Below are 20,549 nucleotides of genomic sequence, written 5' to 3' on the forward strand. Positions count from 1 at the left end.
AATCTTTCATAAGAAGTCAAATTCATTCAAAAAAAGAATGAATACCGCTCAAATACGTTCATCCATAGGAGGAAATCAACATGGTAGAAAAACAATATACAATTACTGACGAAGCAGGCATCCACGCTCGCCCGGCATCCGCACTTGTCGGTTCGATTTCAAAATTCCAATCGGACATCACGCTCGGCTTCAATGGCAAACAAGTCAACTTGAAATCGATTCTCGGCGTCATGTCGCTCGGCATTGCATCAGGGTCAACCGTGACGATCGCTGCGGACGGAACGGATGAAGAACAAGCGATGGCCAAAATCGACGAAGTGCTGAAAGCGGAAGGAATCTCCAACCAATGACAAGCCCTCTCTCCGGTATCGCAGCCTCCACTGGGATCGCCATCGCCAAAGCGTTCCGCCTGGAAAATCCGGAATTGACCGTTGAACAGCAACAAGTGGGCAATCCTGCAGAAGAAATCGCCCGCTTTGATGCAGCCGTGGCACAAGCGGCCGCCGAACTTGTAATTATCCAGCAAAAGACCGCACAACAAATCAGCGATAAAGAAGCCGCGATTTTCGGCGCCCATTTGCTGGTCTTGAGCGACCCAGAACTGATTGGGCCAATCAAAGAGCGCATTTCAGCGGAAAGCGTCAATGCAGAATTCGCGTTGCGGGAAACAAGCGATATGTTCATCACAATGTTTGAAGCGATGGACAATGAGTATATGAAAGAACGCGCTGCTGATATCCGGGACGTTCGCAAACGCTTGCTGTCCCATCTGCTCGGCGTCAAAATCCAAGACCCGAGCATGATTGATGAGGAAGTCATCGTCATTGCCGAAGATTTGACACCTTCCGATACCGTTCAATTGAATGCCCAGTTCGTCAAAGGCTTCATTACCGATATCGGCGGGCGCACTTCGCATTCGGCTATCCTTGCGCGCACCTTGGAAATCCCGGCAGTGGTCGGTGCCCAAAACGCCATGGCCACGATCCACAATGGCCAAACGGTAATTATCGATGGCTTGGCAGGCAAAATCATCGTCGACCCTGACGCAGCGACCATCCAGGAGTTCGAGCAGGAAAAGTTGGCTTATGACGCCCAAAAAGCCGAATGGGCCAAGCTCAAAGATGAGCCGACGATAAGTGCAGACGGGCAGCATGTGGAACTTGCCGCCAATATCGGCACGCCAAAAGACCTTGCCGGCGTGCTCGAACATGGCGCGGAAGGCATCGGCCTTTACCGTACCGAGTTTCTCTATATGGGAAGAGACGCCTTCCCGACAGAAGACGAACAGTTTAACGCCTATTCTAAAGTGTTAAAAGGCATGGACGGCAAGCCGACCGTTGTCCGGACACTCGACATCGGCGGCGATAAAGAACTCACGTATCTGGACTTGCCAAAAGAAATGAATCCGTTTCTTGGCCTGCGCGCGATTCGATTGTGCTTAGAGATGCCGGAGCTCTTCAGAACGCAGCTGCGTGCCTTATTGCGCGCAAGCGTCCATGGCAATTTGAAGATCATGTTCCCGATGATTGCAACGCTAGAAGAATTTCGCCAAGGCAAAGCTTTGCTGGAAGAAGAAAAGGCCAAGTTAACGGATGCCGGCATCCCGGTGAGCGACTCCATTGAAGTCGGCATCATGGTGGAGATTCCTTCTACCGCCGTTATGGCGGATGTCTTCGCGAAAGAAGTGGATTTCTTCTCCATCGGCACGAATGACTTGATCCAGTACACGATGGCTGCTGACCGCATGAACGAACGGGTGTCGTATCTGTACCAACCGTTCAATCCGGCCATCTTGCGCTTGGTGAAGATGGTTATCGACGCAGCGCATAAAGAAGGAAAATGGGCTGGCATGTGCGGCGAGATGGCCGGCGACGACATCGCCATTCCGATTCTTCTCGGGCTCGGCTTGGATGAATTCTCCATGAGCGCTTCTTCTGTTTTGAAGGCGCGTGCACAGATCAGCCGTCTGTCAAAACAAGAAATGGCTTCGCATACCGACCAAATTCTCGCGCTTTCGTCCTCTCAAGAAGTCGAAGCGTATGTTAAAGGAATCAGCTGAAAAAACCCCTGAATGCCAAAAAGGCGTTCAGGGGTTTTTCGTGTGATTAAAATGGGTTGGTCGCCCATTGTTTTGACAATGGAATAAAGATGCGCGGGTTCAATTTCAGTTGCGAAACGATGTATTCCGCGATGTCTTCCGGCTGCATGAACTTTTCTTTTTCCTGTTCCGTTTCATTGCCGGAATCGGTCATGCTTGTCACGACACGGCTCGGTGCCAAAGCGAAAACACGGATATTGTCGGGGCGCACTTCCTGCATCAAAGCCTCGCTCATGCCGAGCACTGCGAATTTCGACGCGCTATAGGCGCTTGAGCCTTTCGTGCCTTTGAGCCCTGATGATGAGGAGATGTTGACGATGTCGCCCCCTTGTTTTTCCACCATCTGCGGCAGCACCGCTTTCGTCATATGGACCATGCCCATCAAATTGATATTGAGCATATTTTGCCAATCCTCGGTTTCGAGTTCCATGAACTTGCCGTATTTTCCGATTCCTGCATTATTGATGAGGATATCGATCGTGCCGAGTTCATCGGTCAATTTCTCGACGGCCGCTTCGACTTGCTTGGGGTCCGACACATCCGCAACCGCAAATGCTGCGCGGCCCCGCAACGATTGGATTTCTTTCGCTAATTGCTCGATTTCTTTTTGTGTCCTAGCGATCAACCCGACGGCCACGCCTTCATTGGCCAGTGCCAGGGCGGTTGCCCGGCCGATGCCGCGCCCTGCTCCTGTTATAATTGCTGTCTTTTCTGTTAACACTTGTCCCACTTTATTTTCCGCCCTTCAGTTAAATGAATTTTCTCTGCTCTAGTCTTTGCCCCTAAACGGGCGGCGGTAAACCGGCGGATTGCCTGAGGATTAAAGTTTTTTTCAGCAAACAGCCTCAGCCTTGCTTTTGGAAATAATCCAACAAACCTTGCGCGCTGACCTGTAAGTCCATTTCGATATAGGGCATCACGCGGTGCGGCTGCTTGACGCCTTTCTCTGCCAGCTGCGCCATGACCGGTGCCAACAGCCGTTTCGCCAATTGGTCCGCGGATTCTTCCTGGCGGTAGGCAGCCGCCCCTTGTTCGACAAACAGTTCGAGCCATTCCAGCACCTGCTCTAGCGCTGCATCAGGGTTATGCGCAGCGCTGAAATGCCCGAAATAAAGTACATCAAGTTGCTGCCGTTCCATCCGTTCGATGGATGCCTTCATCGCCTTAGGGTCGAATTGGTTTGGCGAGGTGGACGGCAAGTAAAAATCGATGCCGTCTTCGATCAGCTGGGCATAGCGGATGCCGGCTGTATCCCCTGCGAAAAACCCGTTTGACACAGGGTCATAGATGCCGAAATGATGCTTGGCATGGCCCGGCGTATCCCAAAACTCAAGCGTACAGTCCGGGCCGATCTGCAGCCGGTCGCCTTCCGTTTTGATATCGATGCGGTGTTCGGGCACCGGGACAATCGGATTGAACAAGTCATCGAATTGGTCACCGTATACTGCGCGCGCGCCGGCGATGAGACGGCTCGGGTCTGCCAGGTGCCTGGCGCCTTTCGGGTGGACGATGAGTGTCGCGTTCGGGCAGTCCTGCAAGAGTAAGCCCGCTCCCCCGGCGTGGTCGAGGTGGATGTGGGTCACGATGATGTAACGGACCTCATCGAGTGAGATGCCGAGTTCGTTCAATCCTTGTTTCACATGCTCCACCGACGGGCTCGGTCCTGTTTCAATAATGGTCAGCTGCTGTTCCATGATGACGTAGCTGCCTGTTCGCTGTTCGAGGCCGAGATCGAAACCGTCGATCAATTGAATGCGGTCGTTCAACTTGCTAATTGCCATGCTGGCACCCCTTTCTGTTTGTTTTCAGTCTACCAAAGCCCGGGCTTGCCTCACAACTCGGCACATAAAAACGCCGCCAGAATTCGGCGGCGTTTCCCATCAATTGCTGGATGGGCTATAGGAAGTCAATGGAATGTCTTCATAGTCTTCCGGGTCCAATGAGTAGACGCTGTCATCGGCAACGCCTTCGACAATGGCCGTCAAGCCGCGCTCCACCGATTTGACCAATTGGCCTTTTTCTTTTTGCCCAAGCGACTGGGTTTGGCCGCGTACTTCAAACAACACGGTGCCGCTGCCATTCAGCGCATAGCTGCCAAGCGCTGTGCCCGGCAAATCGAGCCCTTGTGAATAAAGCGAGATATTGGTGAATTTCGAATTGCCGTAGGACTGCAGCTCCTCATACGCTGCTACATTCAGCTGACGTGAAAAATCATAATTGTAGCGGTCTGCATATTCGCTGTATTTCGCCCCTTCAGCAGTCGATGGGTCCGGGACGAATTGTGCGGACAGCGATAATGTCACTGGATCCGGCGTGCCATCGACATAATACATCCCTTGGTGATGCAGGTCGATAAAGACGTCGACGGTGCCGTATTCCGCTTGCAACGATTTATAGACCTCGCGTGACACTTGGGCTTCTTTCGTGATAAACCAGCCCGGTTCGTTCGATGCGCCAGGGAAATCTTCGGCTTGTGGTACATAGTCCAGGTCCGGGTTAAAATCGCGGTTGACATCAAAGCCTGGGTTGGCGCCGTAATCATAGCTTTGGCTGATTCCGCGATCCAAATAATTCCATGATGGCGTTGCAGCGGCGAGTTCCGGATAATCCGCCACGACATCGCTCCATGTCATGCTATTGCGGCGCTTATCGCCTTCTGAGGCATCCGGATTCATCATCGGCATGAAGACGATCGTCACTTCGTCGCGCAAGGCTTTCGCCGCTTTCGAGTTGCCGGATAGGGTTTTCAACATATTCAAAATGGCCACAGTGCCTGTTTTTTCGTTTCCGTGAATCTCACTTTGGATCAGCAGCACTTTATCGCCGGTCCCGACAGTCGCCGTATAAATATCGCGGCCTTCAAAGGATTGGCCGGCAACATCCACGGAAACCGAGCCTTTGCTGTTGGCTTCGATGCGTTGAAGTTCTTTTTGCAACTCCGCATAATCGATAAATCCGGAAATGGCGTTGTCATGATGGTGTTCAGTCGGCTGTGCAGGCTCTGCTGCTTGCACCGGCATCGCAAGCATCGCACAAAGCCCCGCCATCGTCATTGTCTTGAATATGTGTTTTTTCACTATCCCCACTCCTTTTCATTGAATAGGCTGAGTATAGCAAAGCTTGTCAATCTCGCCTATAGTTGTCAGAAATTTCAGTTCTTTGGATATATAATCCACAGCGTCAATCGCCCTTCGCCCGTTACCATTGCCGGAGCGCAAATTTCGAGCTCGCTGATTTTAATTGTTTCGTGGGACGAAATACCTGCAGCATCCAGTTGGCAACTGAAGATATTCATCAGTAAAATACTGATTTCTCCGTTAGTTTCTATAAATGGCGCTTTAGGGTTTGCCTATTGCCCTGAATCGGCTACAGTTATACCATCAAGGAAGAAACTGGAGGTTTTCATATGAACGATCCACAAATCCCGCAAGACAGCCTCATCTGGTCTCAGGAAATGGTACGCAGCACATTGCCAAAACGCGCACAAGACAGCCATAAAGGTGTGTTTGGAACGGCGCTATTAGTAGCCGGAGGCCCGGATATGCCCGGGGCTGCCTTGATTTCCGGGCTCGGCGCGTTAACAAGCGGCGTCGGGAAATTGGCAATCGGGACATACCGCGAAACCATCCGCAGCATCGCTCACGCGGCGGCCGAAGCGACGTATGTACCGGATGCGCTGATCCATATCGCCAACGGCACCCATTCACTCACTTCCTATAAAGCCATCGCCTGTGGGCCTGGCACCTTGCCGGATGCCTTGACCGAAGCCGCTATTGACAGTTTGCTGAAGTCTTCTGCCCCACTCATTCTCGATGCAGGTGCATTGAGCGAACGAAGCTATGCCAAAAGAAGCGCCCCGCTTATCTTGACGCCGCACGCCGGTGAATTCAGCCGGATCTCTGGTTATTCAATGGAGCAGCTTAGCGAGTCTCCCGGTTCGTGTGCTTCTGCATTTGCCACGGAACACAATTTGACGCTCGTCTTGAAAGGCCCCCGAACAACTATCGCGTTTCCGGACGGCGAACTGTTCCGCAACCCGACAGGAAATGCCGCGCTTGCAAAAGGCGGCACGGGCGATATGCTGACCGGCATAATGCTCGGCATGCTATGCTGCCATGAAAACTGGCGCTACGCCGTTTTGAATGCCGTTTACTTGCACGGAGCGTGTGCGGACGAATTCATCAAAACCCGCTCCCCCCACACCATGTTGGCACGCGATATTGCGGAGCTGCTGCCGGAAGTATGGAAACAATTCGAGTGATCTGTTGTTCGGAAAATCGTCACATGCGTAATAGCCTGGCTGTGAATTAGTTCACAGCCAGGCTATTTTTTGTTTGTTAGGCTGAAAGTGACTTGAAAGGAGTGTTCGACATGATGAAAAGACTTGGCTACGGCAGCATTTTTCTGTTGATTCTCGCTGTCATTGCCATCGGCGTCTTATCCAGTGAACTGTCTGCTGAAAAATCGATAACAGCGGAAGGCCAGCTAGATAAGGTTGAAACCGCCCAAACAGACCAAGCGACAGCAGGCGTCGCCCACAATCCGCCGTCTTTGGATGAGGTACCGGAAGGACCTGAAGGCGAAGCGGTGAAACGCGGCTATGAACTGGTTAATAACACTTCGGAAGTATTGCGCGCAGATGCCGCCAGCGTAGACGATGGCCAACAACGCGTTAATGAATTGTCCTGTACTAGCTGCCATGCAGGAGCCGGGCTTGAGAAAGATTCCTCTTCACTCGTCGGCATGGCTTCCGCTTACCCGATGTATATCGGGCGTTCGGGTGAAATGGTCACACTCGAAGAGCGCATCAACGGCTGCATGGTCCGTAGCATGAACGGTGAAATGTTTGCAGAAGACGATGAGGACATGGATGCCATGGTTGCCTACTTCAAATATATTTCCGAAGGCATTCCGCAAGGTGCAGAAATGCCTTGGCGCCACCAGAATACCATGGAAGACGTTCCGGTGCCCGATGTCGATAATGGAGAGAAGCTTTACCAGGCAAGTTGTGTAGCCTGCCACGCAGCTGATGGCGCCGGCACCGGCTCGAACAGCGGTCCTGCCCTATGGGGAGAGGGCTCGTTCAACGACGGTGCAGGACTTGCACGCATGTCGAAGATGGCCGGCTATTTGCAGAACAATATGCCAAAAGGCGCTGAGAATACATTATCCGACCAGGAGGCTAGCGACCTGGCTGCTTTCGTCCTGTCACAGGATCGCCCCGAATGGAAAGGGCATGAACAAGATTGGCCAAACGGCGACCGGCCCCCGGATGCCATGACTAAAGAACGGCGTGATCAAGTGACAGACGGCACGATCGATTGGAACGAAGTGCTCGGAAAAGATGCCAAGTAAAAAACACCCATCGCCAAAAATCGGTGATGGGTGTTCTCTTGCCTATCATTCCACAGGTTTTTGGCAAGCGAGCTGGATGACATGCGACAAGCCATTATGCAACTTGCCTTCATGCCGCTCGACTTCCCCTGTGAAAAAATGGGTAATTTTAAACTCCTGAAAAGCCTCGAGCACTTCTTCTGGACGGTACAGGAATGATTCCTGTTTCGGGCCGCCGGTGCCATAAGCGGATTGGTCGACGGAATATACTTCCATCAGGAAATGGCCGCCCGGTTTCAATGCATGCCGGATGCCATCGAATGTTTTGTGCTGCACGTCTTTTGGATAATGGCCGAATACGCAAATGATGAGGTCCCAGGCTCCTTCTGCCCATTCAGCGTGTGCCAGGTCTACTTGCTCTGTCAAAACCGCCACGTGGCGTTCTTCTACCAGCCGCTCCGTCTTATCCAATCCGCTTCTCGCCAAATCCCAAGCGGTGACATCCATGCCCTGTTCAGCCAGATAGACGGCGTTGCGGCCCTCGCCTTCCGCTATCGCAAGCGCTCGTCCAGACAGCCTGAGCTTATTTTGCATCATTTCGATAAACTGGTTTGGGTCTGTCCCATATACATATTCAGTTGTTTGAAAGCGTTCATGCCATGTAGCCATATAGCACCTCCTGATGCAGTCTTGATTCAATCATAATCGACAAACAAAAAAGATGAAAAGATTGTGCTTTCCGCTATAATGGAAAGCGCCAGGCATAAGATTTTCAATACGGACGGAGGTATCTTTATAATGAATAGACACCGTACTGGACAAAGCCATTGAGCTATGTTCCGATACTGCACCTGACCGTTCCTGCGGTATGGGTTTCTGTACTTTTGGCAGCCGCAGCGGCAAGCCTGCTGATGCGCGCCGCGAATGGGCATAAACCTGGCGAATGGTACTGGAACGCTTTGGCGCTTTACGTCCTGACATGGAAGCTCAGCTACATCGTTTTCCATTTGCCGCATTTTCTTGACATGCCTTTATCCATTCTTTATTTTAACGGCGGATTGTACGGGCATTTGCTCGCCATAGTATCGCTTATCGGCTATTTGGCCTTAGCACAAAGAAAACAGGCTGCCGTGGCGGAACAGGCTGCCACTGCCTGGCTATTGTTTTTTCTGGCATATCAGTCCATCCTGCATTATTTTGACGCCCAGTTTATGCAAGCAGCCCTTCAAACCGCGCTTTTCGCAGCAGCTATCGTGGCCATCCGCATGCTGGGAAAACGGTCAGACGTCCCGAATGGCTTATTGCTTACCGCGTTTTTCACAGTGGAACTGCTCATCCTAAGCGCATTCGGCCCGCTAGTGACTTGGCAAAATGCGACGCTCATTGTTGTTGCCGCATTCACGATCGCCATGTACATACGTTTTGAACAGAAAGGACCGAGCAAATGATAAAAAAAGCCATCATCGGCATATTGCTGGTTGCAGCGATCGCCATCATTGCCATTAATTTCTTTGAAGAAGATGCTCAGCCAATCGACACGAGCGAATCCGCCACTTCCGCAAGCGCACAAGACGCGTCACTTGCCGAAGGCCTCTCACAAGGTCAGTTAGCCCCCGATTTCACATTGACTGACCAAAACGGCGAAACGGTCAAACTATCCGATTACCGCGGCAAAAAAGTCATCTTGAACTTCTGGGCGACCTGGTGTCCCCCATGCCGAGCTGAAATGCCGCATATGCAGGAATTTCACGAAAACAACGCAGACGGCGATGTCGTTATCCTGGCAGTTAACCTGACCGCACAAGATAACGGAGATGAAGCGATTCGCTCGTTTATCGATGAATTCGGTTTGACGTTCTCCATTCCAATGGACGAAACCGGAAGCACCGCCCAAACGTATCAAATCCGTACTGTGCCGACAACCTACATCCTCAACACGAAAGGCGAAATCGCCCAAAAAATTGTCGGCCCGATGGATGAACAGATCATGAAAGACCAGACAGACAGCATCGACTAAGTTTCTCCGTAAGGCTTGCATGAACTTAAGGGTTTAAAGAAAAGCCATTTGCGGAATACAAGTAGCAGGACTTGCAATGAAATGGAGGATTTTTTCATGGAACTTGATTTAGCTAAAGAACAATTGCCATCGACACAATCTAAAGTGAACGACCACACACCTGACCACATCAATCAGCAAATCGAACGGGAAACGGAAGCTTCGGTCAATTACTACAAGCGCCAAGGCGAAAGTGAAATCCGGGCGCGTATTAACGAGTTGGACAACGAATGGGACACTGAACGCCTAATGAAAGTAAATATGGCGTCCGTTGCAGCCCTTTCCACTCTTTTGGCAGTAAAGGGCAACAGAAAATGGGCGCTTCTAGCGGGAGCGTCAAGTGCAGCCATCATTCAGCACGCGCTGCAAGGCTGGACACCGGCGATCGTCATTTTCCGTAAACTAGGCGTCCGCACCGTCGACGAAATCAACCGTGAAAAAAAGGCTTTGCAGAATTTATTGAATAAACCTGAATAAGATAAAATCCCCTAAGCCTTAGCGCTTAGGGGATTTTTAAGTATTTTTCGTCGCAGCGTCTGTATCACTACTTGGTGCCACACTAGGTGTTTTGTTTCGCTGCAGCCAGCCTTTAAAGATTCGGTGCAGCGGCAGTTCGAGCTTGAAATGCGCCAAAATCCCGAAAAACATCATCAAAGCCACGAGTACCATGCTCATGCCGACATTGCCCAATACTTCATGCAAACCGACTTGATCCATCCATTCAGAGAATACATCGAGCACTACATTATGGACGAGATAAATCGCAAATGCGGCGTTGCCGAGTTGATGAAACGCGTTCGGAATATGGATATCTTTTTTCAAATCGACCACGCCAAGCCCAATCAACAACAACATGATCGAGATGCTGGCGCTCATTTCAAAACTGACTTCCATAAACGGATTTATCGCATTCATCCATGTCACAGGAAAACCAATCAACCCACAGGCGATGAATAGATACCCGATGATGACCGGTATGTCGGCGTGGAGAATGAGCCATGCACAAAACACACCCGCTATGAACATTAAATTATAGGAAGCAAACAGAAAGTCGAACAGAAAATGATCGATATAGACGATGCCGATGACACCCAAAAGCGAAAGGATGCCCCAGGCGGCGAATAGTATCTTCCCGAGCAGGCGCGGGCTTAAAAACAACACGGAAAACATCAGATAAAAATAAATGGTGTATTCCAATGACCATGCCACGATCAAGAACGGGTCTTGCCATTCAGGATTCGGGACTAGGAAAATCGAAGTCAAAATGACAGCCATGTCCCGCTCCGCCCCCGTTGCAAACCATGGGAAGAGAAATGCCAGGAGTAGAAACGCCAAGGTCACAACCCAGTACAGTGGATAGATTCGAATAAAGCGATTGATCAGAAAATCCGATAATTGGCCTCTTTTTCCGAATTTTCGTCGGTAAATATAATAAGCCATAAACCCCGACAAGGAAAAGAAATAATAGACGCCGCCGGTCAGCGGCAAATACGCCAGGTTCCAAATGTTAAACCCGTAGTAATCCATCATGGTCGTCGATAAATGGTGAAGCATGACCAATATCGGCACCAATGCCCTGGACAATTGGATCAGTACCAGCTTCCTTCTCATGCGCCCCACCCCTCTATTGCAAATTCAAACACTCGGCAAAAGACCTAATGTAAACCATGAGCCTCATCAGAATTTAAAATTTATAGACATAATATACCACGTTTCTTTAAAACCACAAGCATTTTCTCCCACTGCCTGCTAGAGCATCTAACGCTGGCATATTTCAAGCATCAAAAAACCCGGAAACCATAAATGGCCCGGGTCTGGTCGTTCATCGACGATCTTTTACAACTGCTATGCCGGTTGTCTGCAAGGTTTCCAGCAGCAATTGATGCATGATCGCATAGCCTTCTTCGTTCGGATGGATCGAATCCAGCCAAATGGACGGCACTTTCCCCATTTTCCGCGTGTTCGTGACGATGACGCCTTTCGCGCCGATTGCCGAATTCCACATGCGGAACAGCAGGTTGGTGAAACCGAAATACTGCACTTCTTTTTTCATCGAATTATATAAGCTGTTTTGGACGATCAACACTCGATTGTTGCCAGCTTGAATATGCCCGTAAATCTCCAACAAATTGCGGCGGTATTTCTTTTTCAATGCAGCAAACTGGCGGATCAATTCACTTGCGCCTCCATCCTTGTATTGACGCAGCAAATCGTTGCCGCCGATATTCAGCAGCACGAGATCGGCTTGAGCCAATTCCGACTGCCAATGATCGGCCCGGAGCCGTTCGACGAGGCCATCACTCGTCAATCCATTGATGCCGAAGTTCAGCACCTCACTAGCCGGAAAGCTGTCTTCCAAATGTCTTGCAATTCCGCCCTTTGTCCCGTAGCCATACGCTACGGAATCGCCGAGAATGACGATCTTATCTATATGTCGCGGCCTTGCCGCATTGCGTTGTTTACGTCTGAGTGCCTTTTGATAAAGGGCACTCGACCGGAAATTCTTGCCCAATCTTCTGCACGCCCCCCTCGCTTTCGTATCTCTTCATTTTAGCATATCTGCTTGTTTCTTTTCCCTTTTCACGCTTATATGCATAACCTATAGGACTGGAAGGGTATGGACAAGTAGAACAGATAAGGAGGAATGTTGATGGATCAGTTTTATCTACTTATCGGCATCATCATCGTCGTCCTCACACTGATCGATTTCATCTGGACGACTTTATGGGTCGATGGCGGCGCCGGCCCATTGACCCATAAGCTCACTTCCGCCTACTGGACGCTCCATAAGCAAGTGAGCCGGAATAACTCGAAATTCCTGAGCCTCGCGGGGCCGATTATTTTGGTCTCCACCTTGGCGACATGGATTTTCCTATTATGGGCAGGCTGGACGTTCATTTTTGCCAGTTCCGACATGATCGTCGATACTAAGGACGGCGGGCCCTTGTCGTGGGTTGAATATGCTTATTTTGCAGGCTACTTAATCTTTACACTCGGCAACGGCGAGTTCTCCCCGGATGATGGCATCTGGCAGATCGTAGCAATCTTTGCGACCGGTACCGGCATGCTATTCATTACCTTCGGCGTGACTTATTTGCTGCAAGTGCTGAGCGCCGTGTCAGAAAAACGCTCGCTTGCCTCGAGCATTAGCGGCATTGCAATGGATCCCGCTTCCTTTGTCAACAAGTCATGGAACGGGAAGAATTTCGACAACCTCAATCTATTGCTCGATACGTTCGCGAATGAATTAAGCGATGCCGTATCAAAATACAACGCTTACCCCGTACTCCATTATTACCGCAGCTCGACGCATGACCGTTCACTGCCGGTTAATATCGTCGTACTTGATGAATCATTGACTTTCTTGAAGCATGGCATACCGGAGGATATTCAGCCTAATGCTTTATTGATGCAGGAACTCTCAAGCACCATCACCAGTTATTTGGATACCTTGCATAGCTCATCCATCGATGCATCCACCGTGGTTCCGCCCCATCAAGTGCTGGCAAATCTCGATGGGACGATCCCAACAATTGATGCAGAAAGCTATGAAAAAACGATGGAATCATTTGAACTGCGCAGAAGAAAGCTTCTCGGCCTCGTGGAAATGACAGGCGAAGAGTGGCCAGGCACAGCAAACGACCTTGAATGAATTGGAATTGCCTTAAAAAATTGAATAACTGGTGATGAAAAAGCGCATTTTCCTGGCGCTTTTTCATTTTCTGTTTTTGTCGTTATTTCCAACAACTAAATAAACAAAGGGTGTTTCAATTAAAATAATTCAGGGAACAATTGGAAGGATGAGATTTTGAAATTGGAGGCTAAGTAATGCAAACGACCATACCTACTTTATTGACAAAAGAAGATTTCACAAACCGCCACGACTTGCCCGACTGGTTGCTGCGCGAATATAAAACCTTTCATGAAACGGTTACAGACAAGACCTTCCCGTGTTATTTCGGCAGAAGCGGCGAGTTGAAAAGTGAGCTGCGCTATGCATACATAAGCCAAGACGATTGGTCAAACTTGCCTGGAGCCGTTGCGGAATTTTTGACTTTATTCGAAGACCCGAAACATAAGCGGCATGGGCTGTTTGTGTTTGTGGAACCATTTGAAAACGAAGGGCCGCTAGATGCTTACCGCAAGCAGTTCTGGGAGATACTGCAGTATCTTCATGATATGGACGATACCGAATGGCCGGAACAAGCGCCGCGGGATCCGGATCATTATTTATGGGATTTCAACTTCAAAGGGGAGCCCATTTTCATCTTTGGCAACGCTCCTGCCTATAAACAGCGCCGCACGCGCCACCTTGGCAATTCGATGGTGCTCGGGTTCCAGCCAAGAAGGATTTTCGAAGGGCTGACGGGGACCGAAAAAGGCGGCATCATGTCGCGCGAGAAGGTAAGGGAACGTGTTGAGAAATGGGATGAATTGCCGACCCATCCAGACATTAGCCATTTTGGCGACCCTGAACATAATGAATGGAAGCAGTTCTTCATCGGGGATGATGTTGAGCCGGTCAAAGGCAAATGCCCGTTTTCCCATAAAGAACTTTAACCAGTAAAAAAAGCGCCCATACAGTATTGAACTGAGCCCCATTTTGTGGACAATTTAATAAAAGCACCCGGCAGCTAGGCTGCGATCAGATGACTTCGGTATTGTGCCGGAGTCATCTTTTTTAGATTCCATTGTTTGCGCGTTCCATTGTAATACGCCATGTACTCATCCACCAGTGCTTTCAATTCCTCTAGGCTGGTTGCCTGTTTAAAGTCGACATCATCTTTAAAGTGACCAAAAAACGATTCGATGGGGGCGTTGTCGAGACAGTTGCCCCTGCGGGACATCGATTGGGTCAATTTCATTTTCTTCACGCGTCGTTGGTATTCGGGGTGGGTGTAGTGGAAGCCTTGATCGGAATGGATCATCGCTTCCGGGTGAACATTGTCATCCAATGCTTCCTTCAGTTTTCTTAACGTGCGGTACACAATTTCCATCGTAAGCGTCGTCGTCACTTCGTAGGCGACGATTTCGCGGGTGGCGACATCTTTCACAGCGGACAGATACGCCATCTGTCCCGAACGGTTAGGGAGATACGTTATATCCGTGACGAAGACCTTGCCGGGTTCGTCTAGTTTAAACTTACGGTCTAACAGGTTTGGACAGACGGCGTGTTCCTGTGTGGCTTTGGCGATTTGCTTATAAGGATTCGCTCGCCGGATTTTGGCAAAGAGATTGAATTTGCGCATGAGACGTAAGATTTTCTTATGATTCATCGGCGTTTCCAGCAGTTCAGTAAGGATCATATAAAAGGTGCGATACCCGACTTTCCCACGATGCGCATCGTAGATGCTTTTCAGCAACAGGTAATCTTCATAGTCCTGTTCTTCGCGAATGGCATGCTGTTCCACTTTCTTCAGCCAAGCATAGTAGCCACTTCGACTGACTTCCGCTGTTTGGCACAAAGCCCCCACCAAATTCTTCAGTCGGAATTTCCGGACCACTGCATTGATCGCTTCGAATTTTTCCGCTGGGGTCAACTGCGTTTCTTCGCCTGCCTCTCGAGTTCCTCGAGCTTTTTTAGCAACTCATTTTCGGCTTCCAGATATTTGATGCGTGCTTCCGCCTTCTCCAGCTGTTTCTCGGCAGAGAGTTCTTGGGTAGAAGGCCGGCCGGTACTGCCTTTTCCACGGCGCTCTTCCCAAAACCCTTCCTCGCCATAAAGGTCGAATGTTTTCCGCCAACGCTTCAATGTCTCTTTGGGTTTTTTCGCCCCAATGACCATCAGGTCGAATCCGTTTTCAACAAAGATTTGCGACGGTCCTTTGCCTTGCAAATTCTCTTGGACAGCCTTCACCTTAAATTCAGGGATGTATTGAATCGTTCGATCGGTGACCGTTTTAACATTCGGGTTCGCTTCCAAGATGCGTCGTTGGTGTTCGTTAAAGATAATTTTACTCATAACAACCTCTCCCGTTCCAGTAGATATGTTTAGTATACCGGGGTCTGAAAACAGAAAAAACCCCAAATGGGGGGCACTTTTTAAAGTGTCTACCATTTGGGGTTCAGTTCATATTGCTGTATGGGCGCTTTTTTCTATGCTCAAGCTTTATTTTTTTGCCGCTCCTTAAACTTTTTCACTGTTGTGCCCTTTTCGAGCTGCAGCTCGTCCTCGACAGCTTGCATTTCCGTTTCGTTTCTTTCGATTTGCTGAAGCAGGCGGTCAACTACCTGTTGGGCAAATGGCTGTATAGTGGATGGCGGCTTGACGGCAGTCAATTCAGCGCCATCGCCTTCTTCTGCCCCCCCTACCACCACGATGCTGATATCTTTCGGCACTTTGAATCCGGCGCTTTTCAAGGAATTGAGTAAGTGCAGACCGTCTTCATAACTTGCAGCAACAAACGCGCTAGTCGGTTTTTTGAAGGAACGCAATTCAGCCGCAATGGCATCGAAATCCGCTGAGCTTTGAACCGAATGAACTCGTTTTTTTCTCAGCTTCAATTGATGATGCGCCATGGCTTCATAGTATCCTTGAAGCCTTTCGCCGCCATCCGGTAAATCTCCCCCCACCCAAGCGATCTGTTGATGATCTTTTTCAGCAAGATGACTTGTAGCAAGATATGCCGCTTTACGCCCGTCAAATGGTTTCCCTTCATCCGCAGCTTCTTCGGCTTGCAAAAAGGCAGTTGTTTCACTTAAATAATCCTTCAGTTCAACCGGAAGGGCGCCAATTCCGATGACGCCAGCAACCCCATTCACTAAAGCTCTGCTGTCTTCCACTGATTCACTGCCAGTCAATGCATGGCCCGTCAGCTGGTAGCCATATGCCTGTGCCAATTCGTTAAATTCGCGCAAGCGGGCGAATTCTTCAGGTGCGCACTCCTTCGAAAAAAGCACAGCTATGTGTTTTGACGTTTCGGTGGGTTGTACGTTTGCAGCGCTGGCATTACCGTAATCCAATTCAGCTAAGGCTTTCATCACTTTGTCATAAGTCTCCTTTTTAACTTGCTCCGGCCTATTCAATACCCGGGATACTGTCGTTTGAGAGACTCCTGCATGCTTTGCAACTTCTGTAGTCGAGACCATTTTTGCCACCCTTTCTATTCATTATTTTATTGAATATACTATACCACATCAAACTTCAATATTCAGGGTAATATTCAAAAAATGATCTCCCATTAATTTCACCAGAGAACTCACTTTCAGAAAAACAGACCGTGCGATGGATCCGCAGTGTTTTAAAATGAATAACTTAACCATAAAAACTAACGGTATATTTCTATTCATTTATATTCAGTATAAATGAAATTATTATTCATTCATAACTAACCAACCCACTCGATCATTGTTCTGGAGCCGTTTTTTATGAATATTTTTTTAAATATAAAAAACGCACAGCAATTGCTGTGCGTTCTACTGACTATTCACCATTAAAAAAATTATTTCTATGCCACCTGAAAAAGGCTGTATTTGACTGCTTGGCAGGGATGCGCATATTTTTTTTCAAGCTATACTGGCTCGCTTGTGGTTGAATGGCTGCTGACATCCTCAGCGTACCGGCTCCGGTAAAGGAAATTTGCCCGCTTTCATAAAGCGCTGCATGATTGGCGCATAATAACACGCCATTCGCTGGGTCTATCCGTTCTGCATCACTGCTGTCTTTCCAAGGTTTGCTGTAGGCTGCCTTCAGCAGCGCAGGGTTATCGAGGCCGCAAATGGCACATTTATTGTCCCAACGCTCCAGTTGCACTGCTTTAAACTGCCTCTTCAAGTCCCTGAACTTTCGCCGCAGCAAGTATTCGGAATCCATCATCCAGGCAGTCAAGGAATTGTATTTTTCCTCACGCACGGCATCGTAAACAAACTCCAATTGCTCGATATTTCGCCATTTGGATGACGACAATAATTCCAAAAACACCAATGCCAATGACTCATTGCACGGATATACATAGCCTGAGTTGCCATTGCCGTCCGGCTGAAAAGCGGAATACTTGATTGGCAAATGTTCTGCCACTATTTTGATGCAAGACGCAATTTCCAATGGGTCGTCAAGTTCCAAATATTCACAAGGCGCAAGCCATTCAGCTTCTGGCGTACCTGCTGCCTGCTCGCGGGCATCTTCTTGGATGGTGCCGACTGCAACAAGTGCCCCCCTGACGTAATGGAAGGTCCGATCCCCTTTTTGCAGCGATTTTACGCGTTCCCACGAATGTGGCGTGGCCCCTGATTTATCTTTCATAGGCGCCCGGAGAATTCCGAGGCGCTTTTCTTCTCTATAGGTTTCCCCCTGCATGACGATGTAGCTATTCATTACGTGCCTCCTGACCATTGCTTTCTTCTATTCTACCATCATTTTGCCGAATTCGCCCGGTCACACTGCCAACAAAACCACTGAAGGCCAAGAAAAAAACCATCTCCTAAAAGGAAATGGCCATCAAACGGCACGGGCGATTCGACCGGGTGCAGTCGCCTTGTACCAGCTCAAGCAAAAAAGGATAATGAGTGCCAAATCGATGACATCGCCCCCATAGTACATGATCAGCGCTCCCATTTCCCCATCTCCGGTAGTGACTCCAGCCGGAGGCATCGCGTAAAGCGACTTCGCCAACACTTTATGGCTTGCAAACGCCACGATCAAAACCGCTGCGCGCATACGGAACGAATGCCGATGGCCAGTCAGGTCAGTGTATAAGATTGACCAAGTGAATACATAGCCTGCCAGTAAAACATGAATATGGACCAAGGCGTAAACCCATGTTGATTGGTGCATCCACACGAACAGATCCGTTCTATAAAGAATAACCAATCCACCAAAATTCAAGAAAGCGGTGCTGATGGGATGGCTGGCGATTGAAATGAATCGGCTATTCAATAGATGGCTCAAGCGGCGTGCAGATTGTGTCGGCAAGCCCCTCATCATCAACGTCAATGGTTTGCCGTGCAGCAATAATAGCGGTGCCAGCATGCCGAGTAGCAAATGCACTATCATATGGGCGGAAAAACTTGTATGCGCTGTGTTCGCCAAAGGGCCGACTAATGAAGCGCTTGCCGTGATCACGCCAGCGAACCAAAACATGTAACGGTGGGTGGGCCATTTTTTATAGCGTTCGTTGGTCCAAATCGCAAGCATCGGGTAAAACATCATCGCCCAGGCAAGCAATAACGCTGCTGTCAGCTGAAACCAAGGTTCTATGGGGCCGAGGTAATGGTGGATCATCGCTTTATGCGGACCGCCTTTCCTTGGCGGATTTTGCAAGGATGATCCCGGCAATTAGCAAAGCTGCGCCAAACAAATTCCAGCTCAAGTCATATGGCCATAATTCCACCTGATAACGTACCTGGTGAATCCTGAACACCTTATGGTCAATGATGCCGTCAAACAGCTGGAATGCCCCGGCGCCGATGAGGATAGAGCCAATCCAATACCGCATGCGGAGCGCTTGCCGCCTTCTCAAGTCTGCGAACATAAATAGCCCGCCGATCGCTGCAAACCAAGCAAAAGAATTCAACAAGCCGTCTGCAAAAATGCCGATTTGTGGGGTCGCCAAATCATAGAAATGATGCCATTGGAGCAACTGGTGAAAAATAACTTCATCGACAAATGCCATAAAGCCGATCCCGAACAGTAAACCCGCCCAAAAATTCCTTTTATTGAGCCGTGAGCTTATTTCTCCAACTTTCGATTGTTCCGCCTTTTCCATCTCCACACCTCTCCTTCTGACAATAGCCATCCTTACCTAATATGTACCCAATCAGTTTTTATGGAAACGAAAAAAAGAGCCTCTGGCCAGGCTCTTCACTCGATTTCGATACGTTTGCCATTGCCGGATTCTTTTTCTGCCGGCTTTGGTACAGTCAGTTCCAAGACGCCATCCTTGAAATTTCCTTTGATGGCCTGGTCATCTACATCACCGATATAAAAACTTCGCTTGAAGGAGCCAAAAGAGCGTTCCTTGCGGATATAATGTCCTTCGTCTTCTGAAGTTTCTGAGCTCTGTTCTTTTTTTCCGCTGATAGTTAGATACCCGTCTTTAAAATCAACTTGAATATCATCTTTCGAAAAACCTGGAACATCGACCACTACTTCATATTTTCCGTCTGCCTCTTTTACATCGACCTGAGGGTAATTGCTTTCCTTGAAGAACCGGTCAAAGAAATCCGAATCCAAATCGCTCTGGAATAGTTTCGGGAAAAAATCTTCCCTTTTTCTTGGCATAAGTTTCATCATTATTCCTCCTCATTTCTTTAATTAGGTCTAATAGGCCAGATTTTCATAAAATAATTATCTTACTAATTGCATTATAGAACTTTATACTTAGAAGTCAAACAATTTTCTAACAATTCAGAATTAAGAAGTTTCTATTCTATCCTTCCGTGTCCTGTTTTTCTTTTGTTTGCTTTCCATAGACCCCTTCACTTATCGAATTCCCTCGGGTTCCTCGGGTAGTTATGTATAAGATGCGGCACTCGTGAGGTTTAAAAAATATGAATTACAGGAATACTACAGAAAGCATATGTGTACTACTTATAATGATTTCCCTGTTATAATGGGAGATATCACTGAAGGAGATGATAGCGATGGAAATGGGTACAATAAAAGGTTCGAGCATGATGGTGAAAGTAGTACGTTCCCTTATGGAAGAAGGCTGGTCTTTTACACCGAACGAATTGGACATCATCGTCCGCGCCGAGCATCCTGAAACCGGCGAATCCATCTCCTTCCCTTCATTCGGGAGCCTGAAAATGTGGCTTTACGAAAAAGGGCTTAGCTATTAACTGAAAAAGCTGCCCCTCTGCCGAATCGGCAGCAGGGACAGCTTTTTTTGTTGGTCATTTCAAGTTCATTCGCGGCATGTGCTAAAGTTTAGGCAAACGGCCCAAGAATTGCCGGCTTTTTGCATAGTGAAGCGTTAACGCCTTGTTTTCGCAGTTCGGAAACAATGGCCCCGTTGGTTTTTCTGCACACTTCATACGATTCATCGAACATTCTCTTTAACTGCTTCATTTGATTGGATTGACGGTTCATTCGACACACCCTCCACTCGGATGACTTCCTAG

The 20,549-nt window shown here is 48.8% G+C and carries 23 protein-coding genes; 10 read left to right on the forward strand and 13 right to left on the reverse strand.

The features are described from left to right. Nucleotides 1-80: 80 nt before the first annotated feature. Together G3255_RS09305 and ptsP are read left to right on the forward strand one after the other, a co-directional pair. On the forward strand, nt 81-350 hold the full coding sequence (locus tag G3255_RS09305) for a phosphocarrier protein HPr (RefSeq protein ID WP_211654220.1): 270 nt from the start codon (nt 81-83) through the stop codon (nt 348-350). After that, entirely contained in the window at nt 347-2,059 is a 1,713-nt protein-coding gene (gene ptsP, locus G3255_RS09310) for a phosphoenolpyruvate--protein phosphotransferase (RefSeq protein WP_211654221.1), read from the forward strand. The genes G3255_RS09305 and ptsP overlap by 4 nt, the downstream gene beginning before the upstream one ends. Before the next feature lie 46 nt (nt 2,060-2,105). Here the strand turns inward: ptsP and G3255_RS09315 are convergent, their stop codons facing one another. From G3255_RS09315 to G3255_RS09325, 3 genes are all read right to left on the reverse strand, one after another. After that, complete coding sequence (locus tag G3255_RS09315; protein WP_211654222.1) at nt 2,106-2,828, reverse strand: 3-ketoacyl-ACP reductase; 723 nt, start codon at nt 2,826-2,828, stop codon at nt 2,106-2,108. Between the two features lie 115 nt (nt 2,829-2,943). After that, nucleotides 2,944-3,879 carry an MBL fold metallo-hydrolase gene (locus G3255_RS09320; RefSeq protein WP_211654223.1) on the reverse strand — a complete coding sequence of 312 codons (936 nt, stop codon included), beginning with the start codon at nt 3,877-3,879 and terminating at the stop codon, nt 2,944-2,946. A gap of 99 nt (nt 3,880-3,978) precedes the next feature. After that, nucleotides 3,979-5,118 carry a M14 family zinc carboxypeptidase gene (locus G3255_RS09325; RefSeq protein ID WP_249222271.1) on the reverse strand — a complete coding sequence of 380 codons (1,140 nt, stop codon included), beginning with the start codon at nt 5,116-5,118 and terminating at the stop codon, nt 3,979-3,981. Nucleotides 5,119-5,504: 386 nt separating this feature from the next. On the opposite strand from G3255_RS09325, the gene G3255_RS09330 reads away from it, so the two are divergent. Both G3255_RS09330 and G3255_RS09335 read left to right on the forward strand, forming a co-directional pair. Then, nucleotides 5,505-6,359 (forward strand): NAD(P)H-hydrate dehydratase, encoded by an 855-nt coding sequence (locus G3255_RS09330; RefSeq protein ID WP_211654224.1) that lies wholly within the window; start codon nt 5,505-5,507, stop codon nt 6,357-6,359. Nucleotides 6,360-6,469: 110 nt separating this feature from the next. Then, nucleotides 6,470-7,453 (forward strand): c-type cytochrome, encoded by a 984-nt coding sequence (locus tag G3255_RS09335; protein WP_249222099.1) that lies wholly within the window; start codon nt 6,470-6,472, stop codon nt 7,451-7,453. Between the two features lie 45 nt (nt 7,454-7,498). Here the strand turns inward: G3255_RS09335 and G3255_RS09340 are convergent, their stop codons facing one another. Beyond that, a complete protein-coding gene (locus tag G3255_RS09340) occupies nt 7,499-8,101 on the reverse strand; it encodes a class I SAM-dependent methyltransferase (RefSeq protein WP_211654225.1) in 603 nt (200 codons plus the stop codon). A gap of 158 nt (nt 8,102-8,259) precedes the next feature. On the opposite strand from G3255_RS09340, the gene G3255_RS09345 reads away from it, so the two are divergent. The 3 genes from G3255_RS09345 to G3255_RS09355 all read left to right on the forward strand — a co-directional run bounded on the left by G3255_RS09345 (nt 8,260) and on the right by G3255_RS09355 (nt 9,965). Next, a complete protein-coding gene (locus tag G3255_RS09345) occupies nt 8,260-8,880 on the forward strand; it encodes a hypothetical protein (protein WP_211654226.1) in 621 nt (206 codons plus the stop codon). Beyond that, on the forward strand, nt 8,877-9,449 hold the full coding sequence (locus tag G3255_RS09350; protein WP_211654227.1) for a peroxiredoxin family protein: 573 nt from the start codon (nt 8,877-8,879) through the stop codon (nt 9,447-9,449). The genes G3255_RS09345 and G3255_RS09350 overlap by 4 nt, the downstream gene beginning before the upstream one ends. 96 nt (nt 9,450-9,545) lie before the next feature. Continuing rightward, nucleotides 9,546-9,965: a DUF2892 domain-containing protein gene (locus tag G3255_RS09355; protein WP_121299640.1), complete on the forward strand. Its 420-nt coding sequence runs from the start codon at nt 9,546-9,548 to the stop codon at nt 9,963-9,965. 36 nt (nt 9,966-10,001) lie between these two features. Here G3255_RS09355 and G3255_RS09360 read toward each other — a convergent pair whose 3' ends face one another. Continuing rightward, the gene (locus tag G3255_RS09360) at nt 10,002-11,099 is read right to left on the reverse strand and encodes an acyltransferase family protein (RefSeq protein ID WP_211654228.1); all 1,098 of its coding nucleotides are present in this window, start codon (nt 11,097-11,099) and stop codon (nt 10,002-10,004) included. Nucleotides 11,100-11,310: 211 nt separating this feature from the next. Continuing rightward, nucleotides 11,311-12,000: an SGNH/GDSL hydrolase family protein gene (locus tag G3255_RS09365; RefSeq protein ID WP_211654229.1), complete on the reverse strand. Its 690-nt coding sequence runs from the start codon at nt 11,998-12,000 to the stop codon at nt 11,311-11,313. A gap of 138 nt (nt 12,001-12,138) precedes the next feature. Here G3255_RS09365 and G3255_RS09370 point away from each other — a divergent pair, with 138 nt between their 5' ends. Both G3255_RS09370 and G3255_RS09375 read left to right on the forward strand, forming a co-directional pair. Continuing rightward, on the forward strand, nt 12,139-13,140 hold the full coding sequence (locus tag G3255_RS09370; RefSeq protein ID WP_211654230.1) for an ion channel: 1,002 nt from the start codon (nt 12,139-12,141) through the stop codon (nt 13,138-13,140). Between the two features lie 176 nt (nt 13,141-13,316). Then, the gene (locus tag G3255_RS09375) at nt 13,317-14,048 is read left to right on the forward strand and encodes a YqcI/YcgG family protein (protein WP_211654231.1); all 732 of its coding nucleotides are present in this window, start codon (nt 13,317-13,319) and stop codon (nt 14,046-14,048) included. A 74-nt stretch (nt 14,049-14,122) separates the two neighbouring features. On the opposite strand, the gene G3255_RS09380 is transcribed toward G3255_RS09375, so the two are convergent. The 6 genes from G3255_RS09380 to G3255_RS09405 form a co-directional block, all read right to left on the reverse strand. Further along, nucleotides 14,123-15,450, reverse strand: a protein-coding gene (locus tag G3255_RS09380; protein WP_211654232.1) for an IS3 family transposase whose coding sequence is annotated in 2 segments (ribosomal slippage) — nt 14,123-15,072 and nt 15,072-15,450 — 1,329 coding nt in all. Because the reading frame shifts where the segments join, the coding sequence is not laid out codon by codon here. 140 nt (nt 15,451-15,590) lie between these two features. Further along, nucleotides 15,591-16,577, reverse strand: coding sequence for a LacI family DNA-binding transcriptional regulator (locus G3255_RS09385; protein WP_211654233.1), 987 nt, complete (start codon nt 16,575-16,577; stop codon nt 15,591-15,593). A 334-nt stretch (nt 16,578-16,911) separates the two neighbouring features. After that, the gene (locus tag G3255_RS09390) at nt 16,912-17,802 is read right to left on the reverse strand and encodes an HNH endonuclease (protein ID WP_211654234.1); all 891 of its coding nucleotides are present in this window, start codon (nt 17,800-17,802) and stop codon (nt 16,912-16,914) included. A gap of 123 nt (nt 17,803-17,925) precedes the next feature. Then, a complete protein-coding gene (locus G3255_RS09395) occupies nt 17,926-18,708 on the reverse strand; it encodes a cytochrome c oxidase assembly protein (protein WP_211654235.1) in 783 nt (260 codons plus the stop codon). Nucleotides 18,709-18,712: 4 nt separating this feature from the next. Further along, a complete protein-coding gene (locus G3255_RS09400; protein ID WP_211654236.1) occupies nt 18,713-19,192 on the reverse strand; it encodes a DUF2243 domain-containing protein in 480 nt (159 codons plus the stop codon). Between the two features lie 95 nt (nt 19,193-19,287). Continuing rightward, complete coding sequence (locus G3255_RS09405) at nt 19,288-19,716, reverse strand: Hsp20/alpha crystallin family protein (RefSeq protein WP_211654237.1); 429 nt, start codon at nt 19,714-19,716, stop codon at nt 19,288-19,290. A 353-nt stretch (nt 19,717-20,069) separates the two neighbouring features. Here G3255_RS09405 and G3255_RS09410 point away from each other — a divergent pair, with 353 nt between their 5' ends. Next, nucleotides 20,070-20,267 carry a hypothetical protein gene (locus tag G3255_RS09410; RefSeq protein ID WP_058380680.1) on the forward strand — a complete coding sequence of 66 codons (198 nt, stop codon included), beginning with the start codon at nt 20,070-20,072 and terminating at the stop codon, nt 20,265-20,267. 88 nt (nt 20,268-20,355) lie between these two features. On the opposite strand, the gene G3255_RS09415 is transcribed toward G3255_RS09410, so the two are convergent. Next, nucleotides 20,356-20,517: a hypothetical protein gene (locus G3255_RS09415; protein ID WP_211654238.1), complete on the reverse strand. Its 162-nt coding sequence runs from the start codon at nt 20,515-20,517 to the stop codon at nt 20,356-20,358. Nucleotides 20,518-20,549 lie beyond the last annotated feature (32 nt).

It is taken from the genome of Planococcus sp. MSAK28401, assembly GCF_018283455.1.
Classification (GTDB): Bacteria; Bacillota; Bacilli; order Bacillales_A; family Planococcaceae; genus Planococcus; species Planococcus alpniumensis.

Excerpts from the sequence above, each read along its gene's own strand:
- G3255_RS09340 (WP_211654225.1), bottom strand. The coding sequence starts at position 8,101 with ATGGCTACATGGCATGAACGCTTTCAAACAACTGAATATGTATATGGG.
- G3255_RS09325 (WP_249222271.1), bottom strand. The coding sequence starts at position 5,118 with ATGCCGGTGCAAGCAGCAGAGCCTGCACAGCCGACTGAACACCATCAT.
- G3255_RS09330 (WP_211654224.1), top strand. The coding sequence starts at position 5,505 with ATGAACGATCCACAAATCCCGCAAGACAGCCTCATCTGGTCTCAGGAA.
- G3255_RS09390 (WP_211654234.1), bottom strand. The coding sequence starts at position 17,802 with ATGAATAGCTACATCGTCATGCAGGGGGAAACCTATAGAGAAGAAAAG.
- G3255_RS09405 (WP_211654237.1), bottom strand. The coding sequence starts at position 19,716 with ATGAAACTTATGCCAAGAAAAAGGGAAGATTTTTTCCCGAAACTATTC.
- G3255_RS09320 (WP_211654223.1), bottom strand. The coding sequence starts at position 3,879 with ATGGCAATTAGCAAGTTGAACGACCGCATTCAATTGATCGACGGTTTC.
- G3255_RS09415 (WP_211654238.1), bottom strand. The coding sequence starts at position 20,517 with ATGAACCGTCAATCCAATCAAATGAAGCAGTTAAAGAGAATGTTCGAT.
- G3255_RS09400 (WP_211654236.1), bottom strand. The coding sequence starts at position 19,192 with ATGGAAAAGGCGGAACAATCGAAAGTTGGAGAAATAAGCTCACGGCTC.
- G3255_RS09410 (WP_058380680.1), top strand. The coding sequence starts at position 20,070 with ATGGAAATGGGTACAATAAAAGGTTCGAGCATGATGGTGAAAGTAGTA.
- G3255_RS09335 (WP_249222099.1), top strand. The coding sequence starts at position 6,470 with ATGATGAAAAGACTTGGCTACGGCAGCATTTTTCTGTTGATTCTCGCT.
- G3255_RS09350 (WP_211654227.1), top strand. The coding sequence starts at position 8,877 with ATGATAAAAAAAGCCATCATCGGCATATTGCTGGTTGCAGCGATCGCC.
- G3255_RS09355 (WP_121299640.1), top strand. The coding sequence starts at position 9,546 with ATGGAACTTGATTTAGCTAAAGAACAATTGCCATCGACACAATCTAAA.
- G3255_RS09385 (WP_211654233.1), bottom strand. The coding sequence starts at position 16,577 with ATGGTCTCGACTACAGAAGTTGCAAAGCATGCAGGAGTCTCTCAAACG.
- G3255_RS09375 (WP_211654231.1), top strand. The coding sequence starts at position 13,317 with ATGCAAACGACCATACCTACTTTATTGACAAAAGAAGATTTCACAAAC.
- G3255_RS09370 (WP_211654230.1), top strand. The coding sequence starts at position 12,139 with ATGGATCAGTTTTATCTACTTATCGGCATCATCATCGTCGTCCTCACA.
- G3255_RS09360 (WP_211654228.1), bottom strand. The coding sequence starts at position 11,099 with ATGAGAAGGAAGCTGGTACTGATCCAATTGTCCAGGGCATTGGTGCCG.
- G3255_RS09395 (WP_211654235.1), bottom strand. The coding sequence starts at position 18,708 with ATGATCCACCATTACCTCGGCCCCATAGAACCTTGGTTTCAGCTGACA.
- G3255_RS09305 (WP_211654220.1), top strand. The coding sequence starts at position 81 with ATGGTAGAAAAACAATATACAATTACTGACGAAGCAGGCATCCACGCT.
- ptsP (WP_211654221.1), top strand. The coding sequence starts at position 347 with ATGACAAGCCCTCTCTCCGGTATCGCAGCCTCCACTGGGATCGCCATC.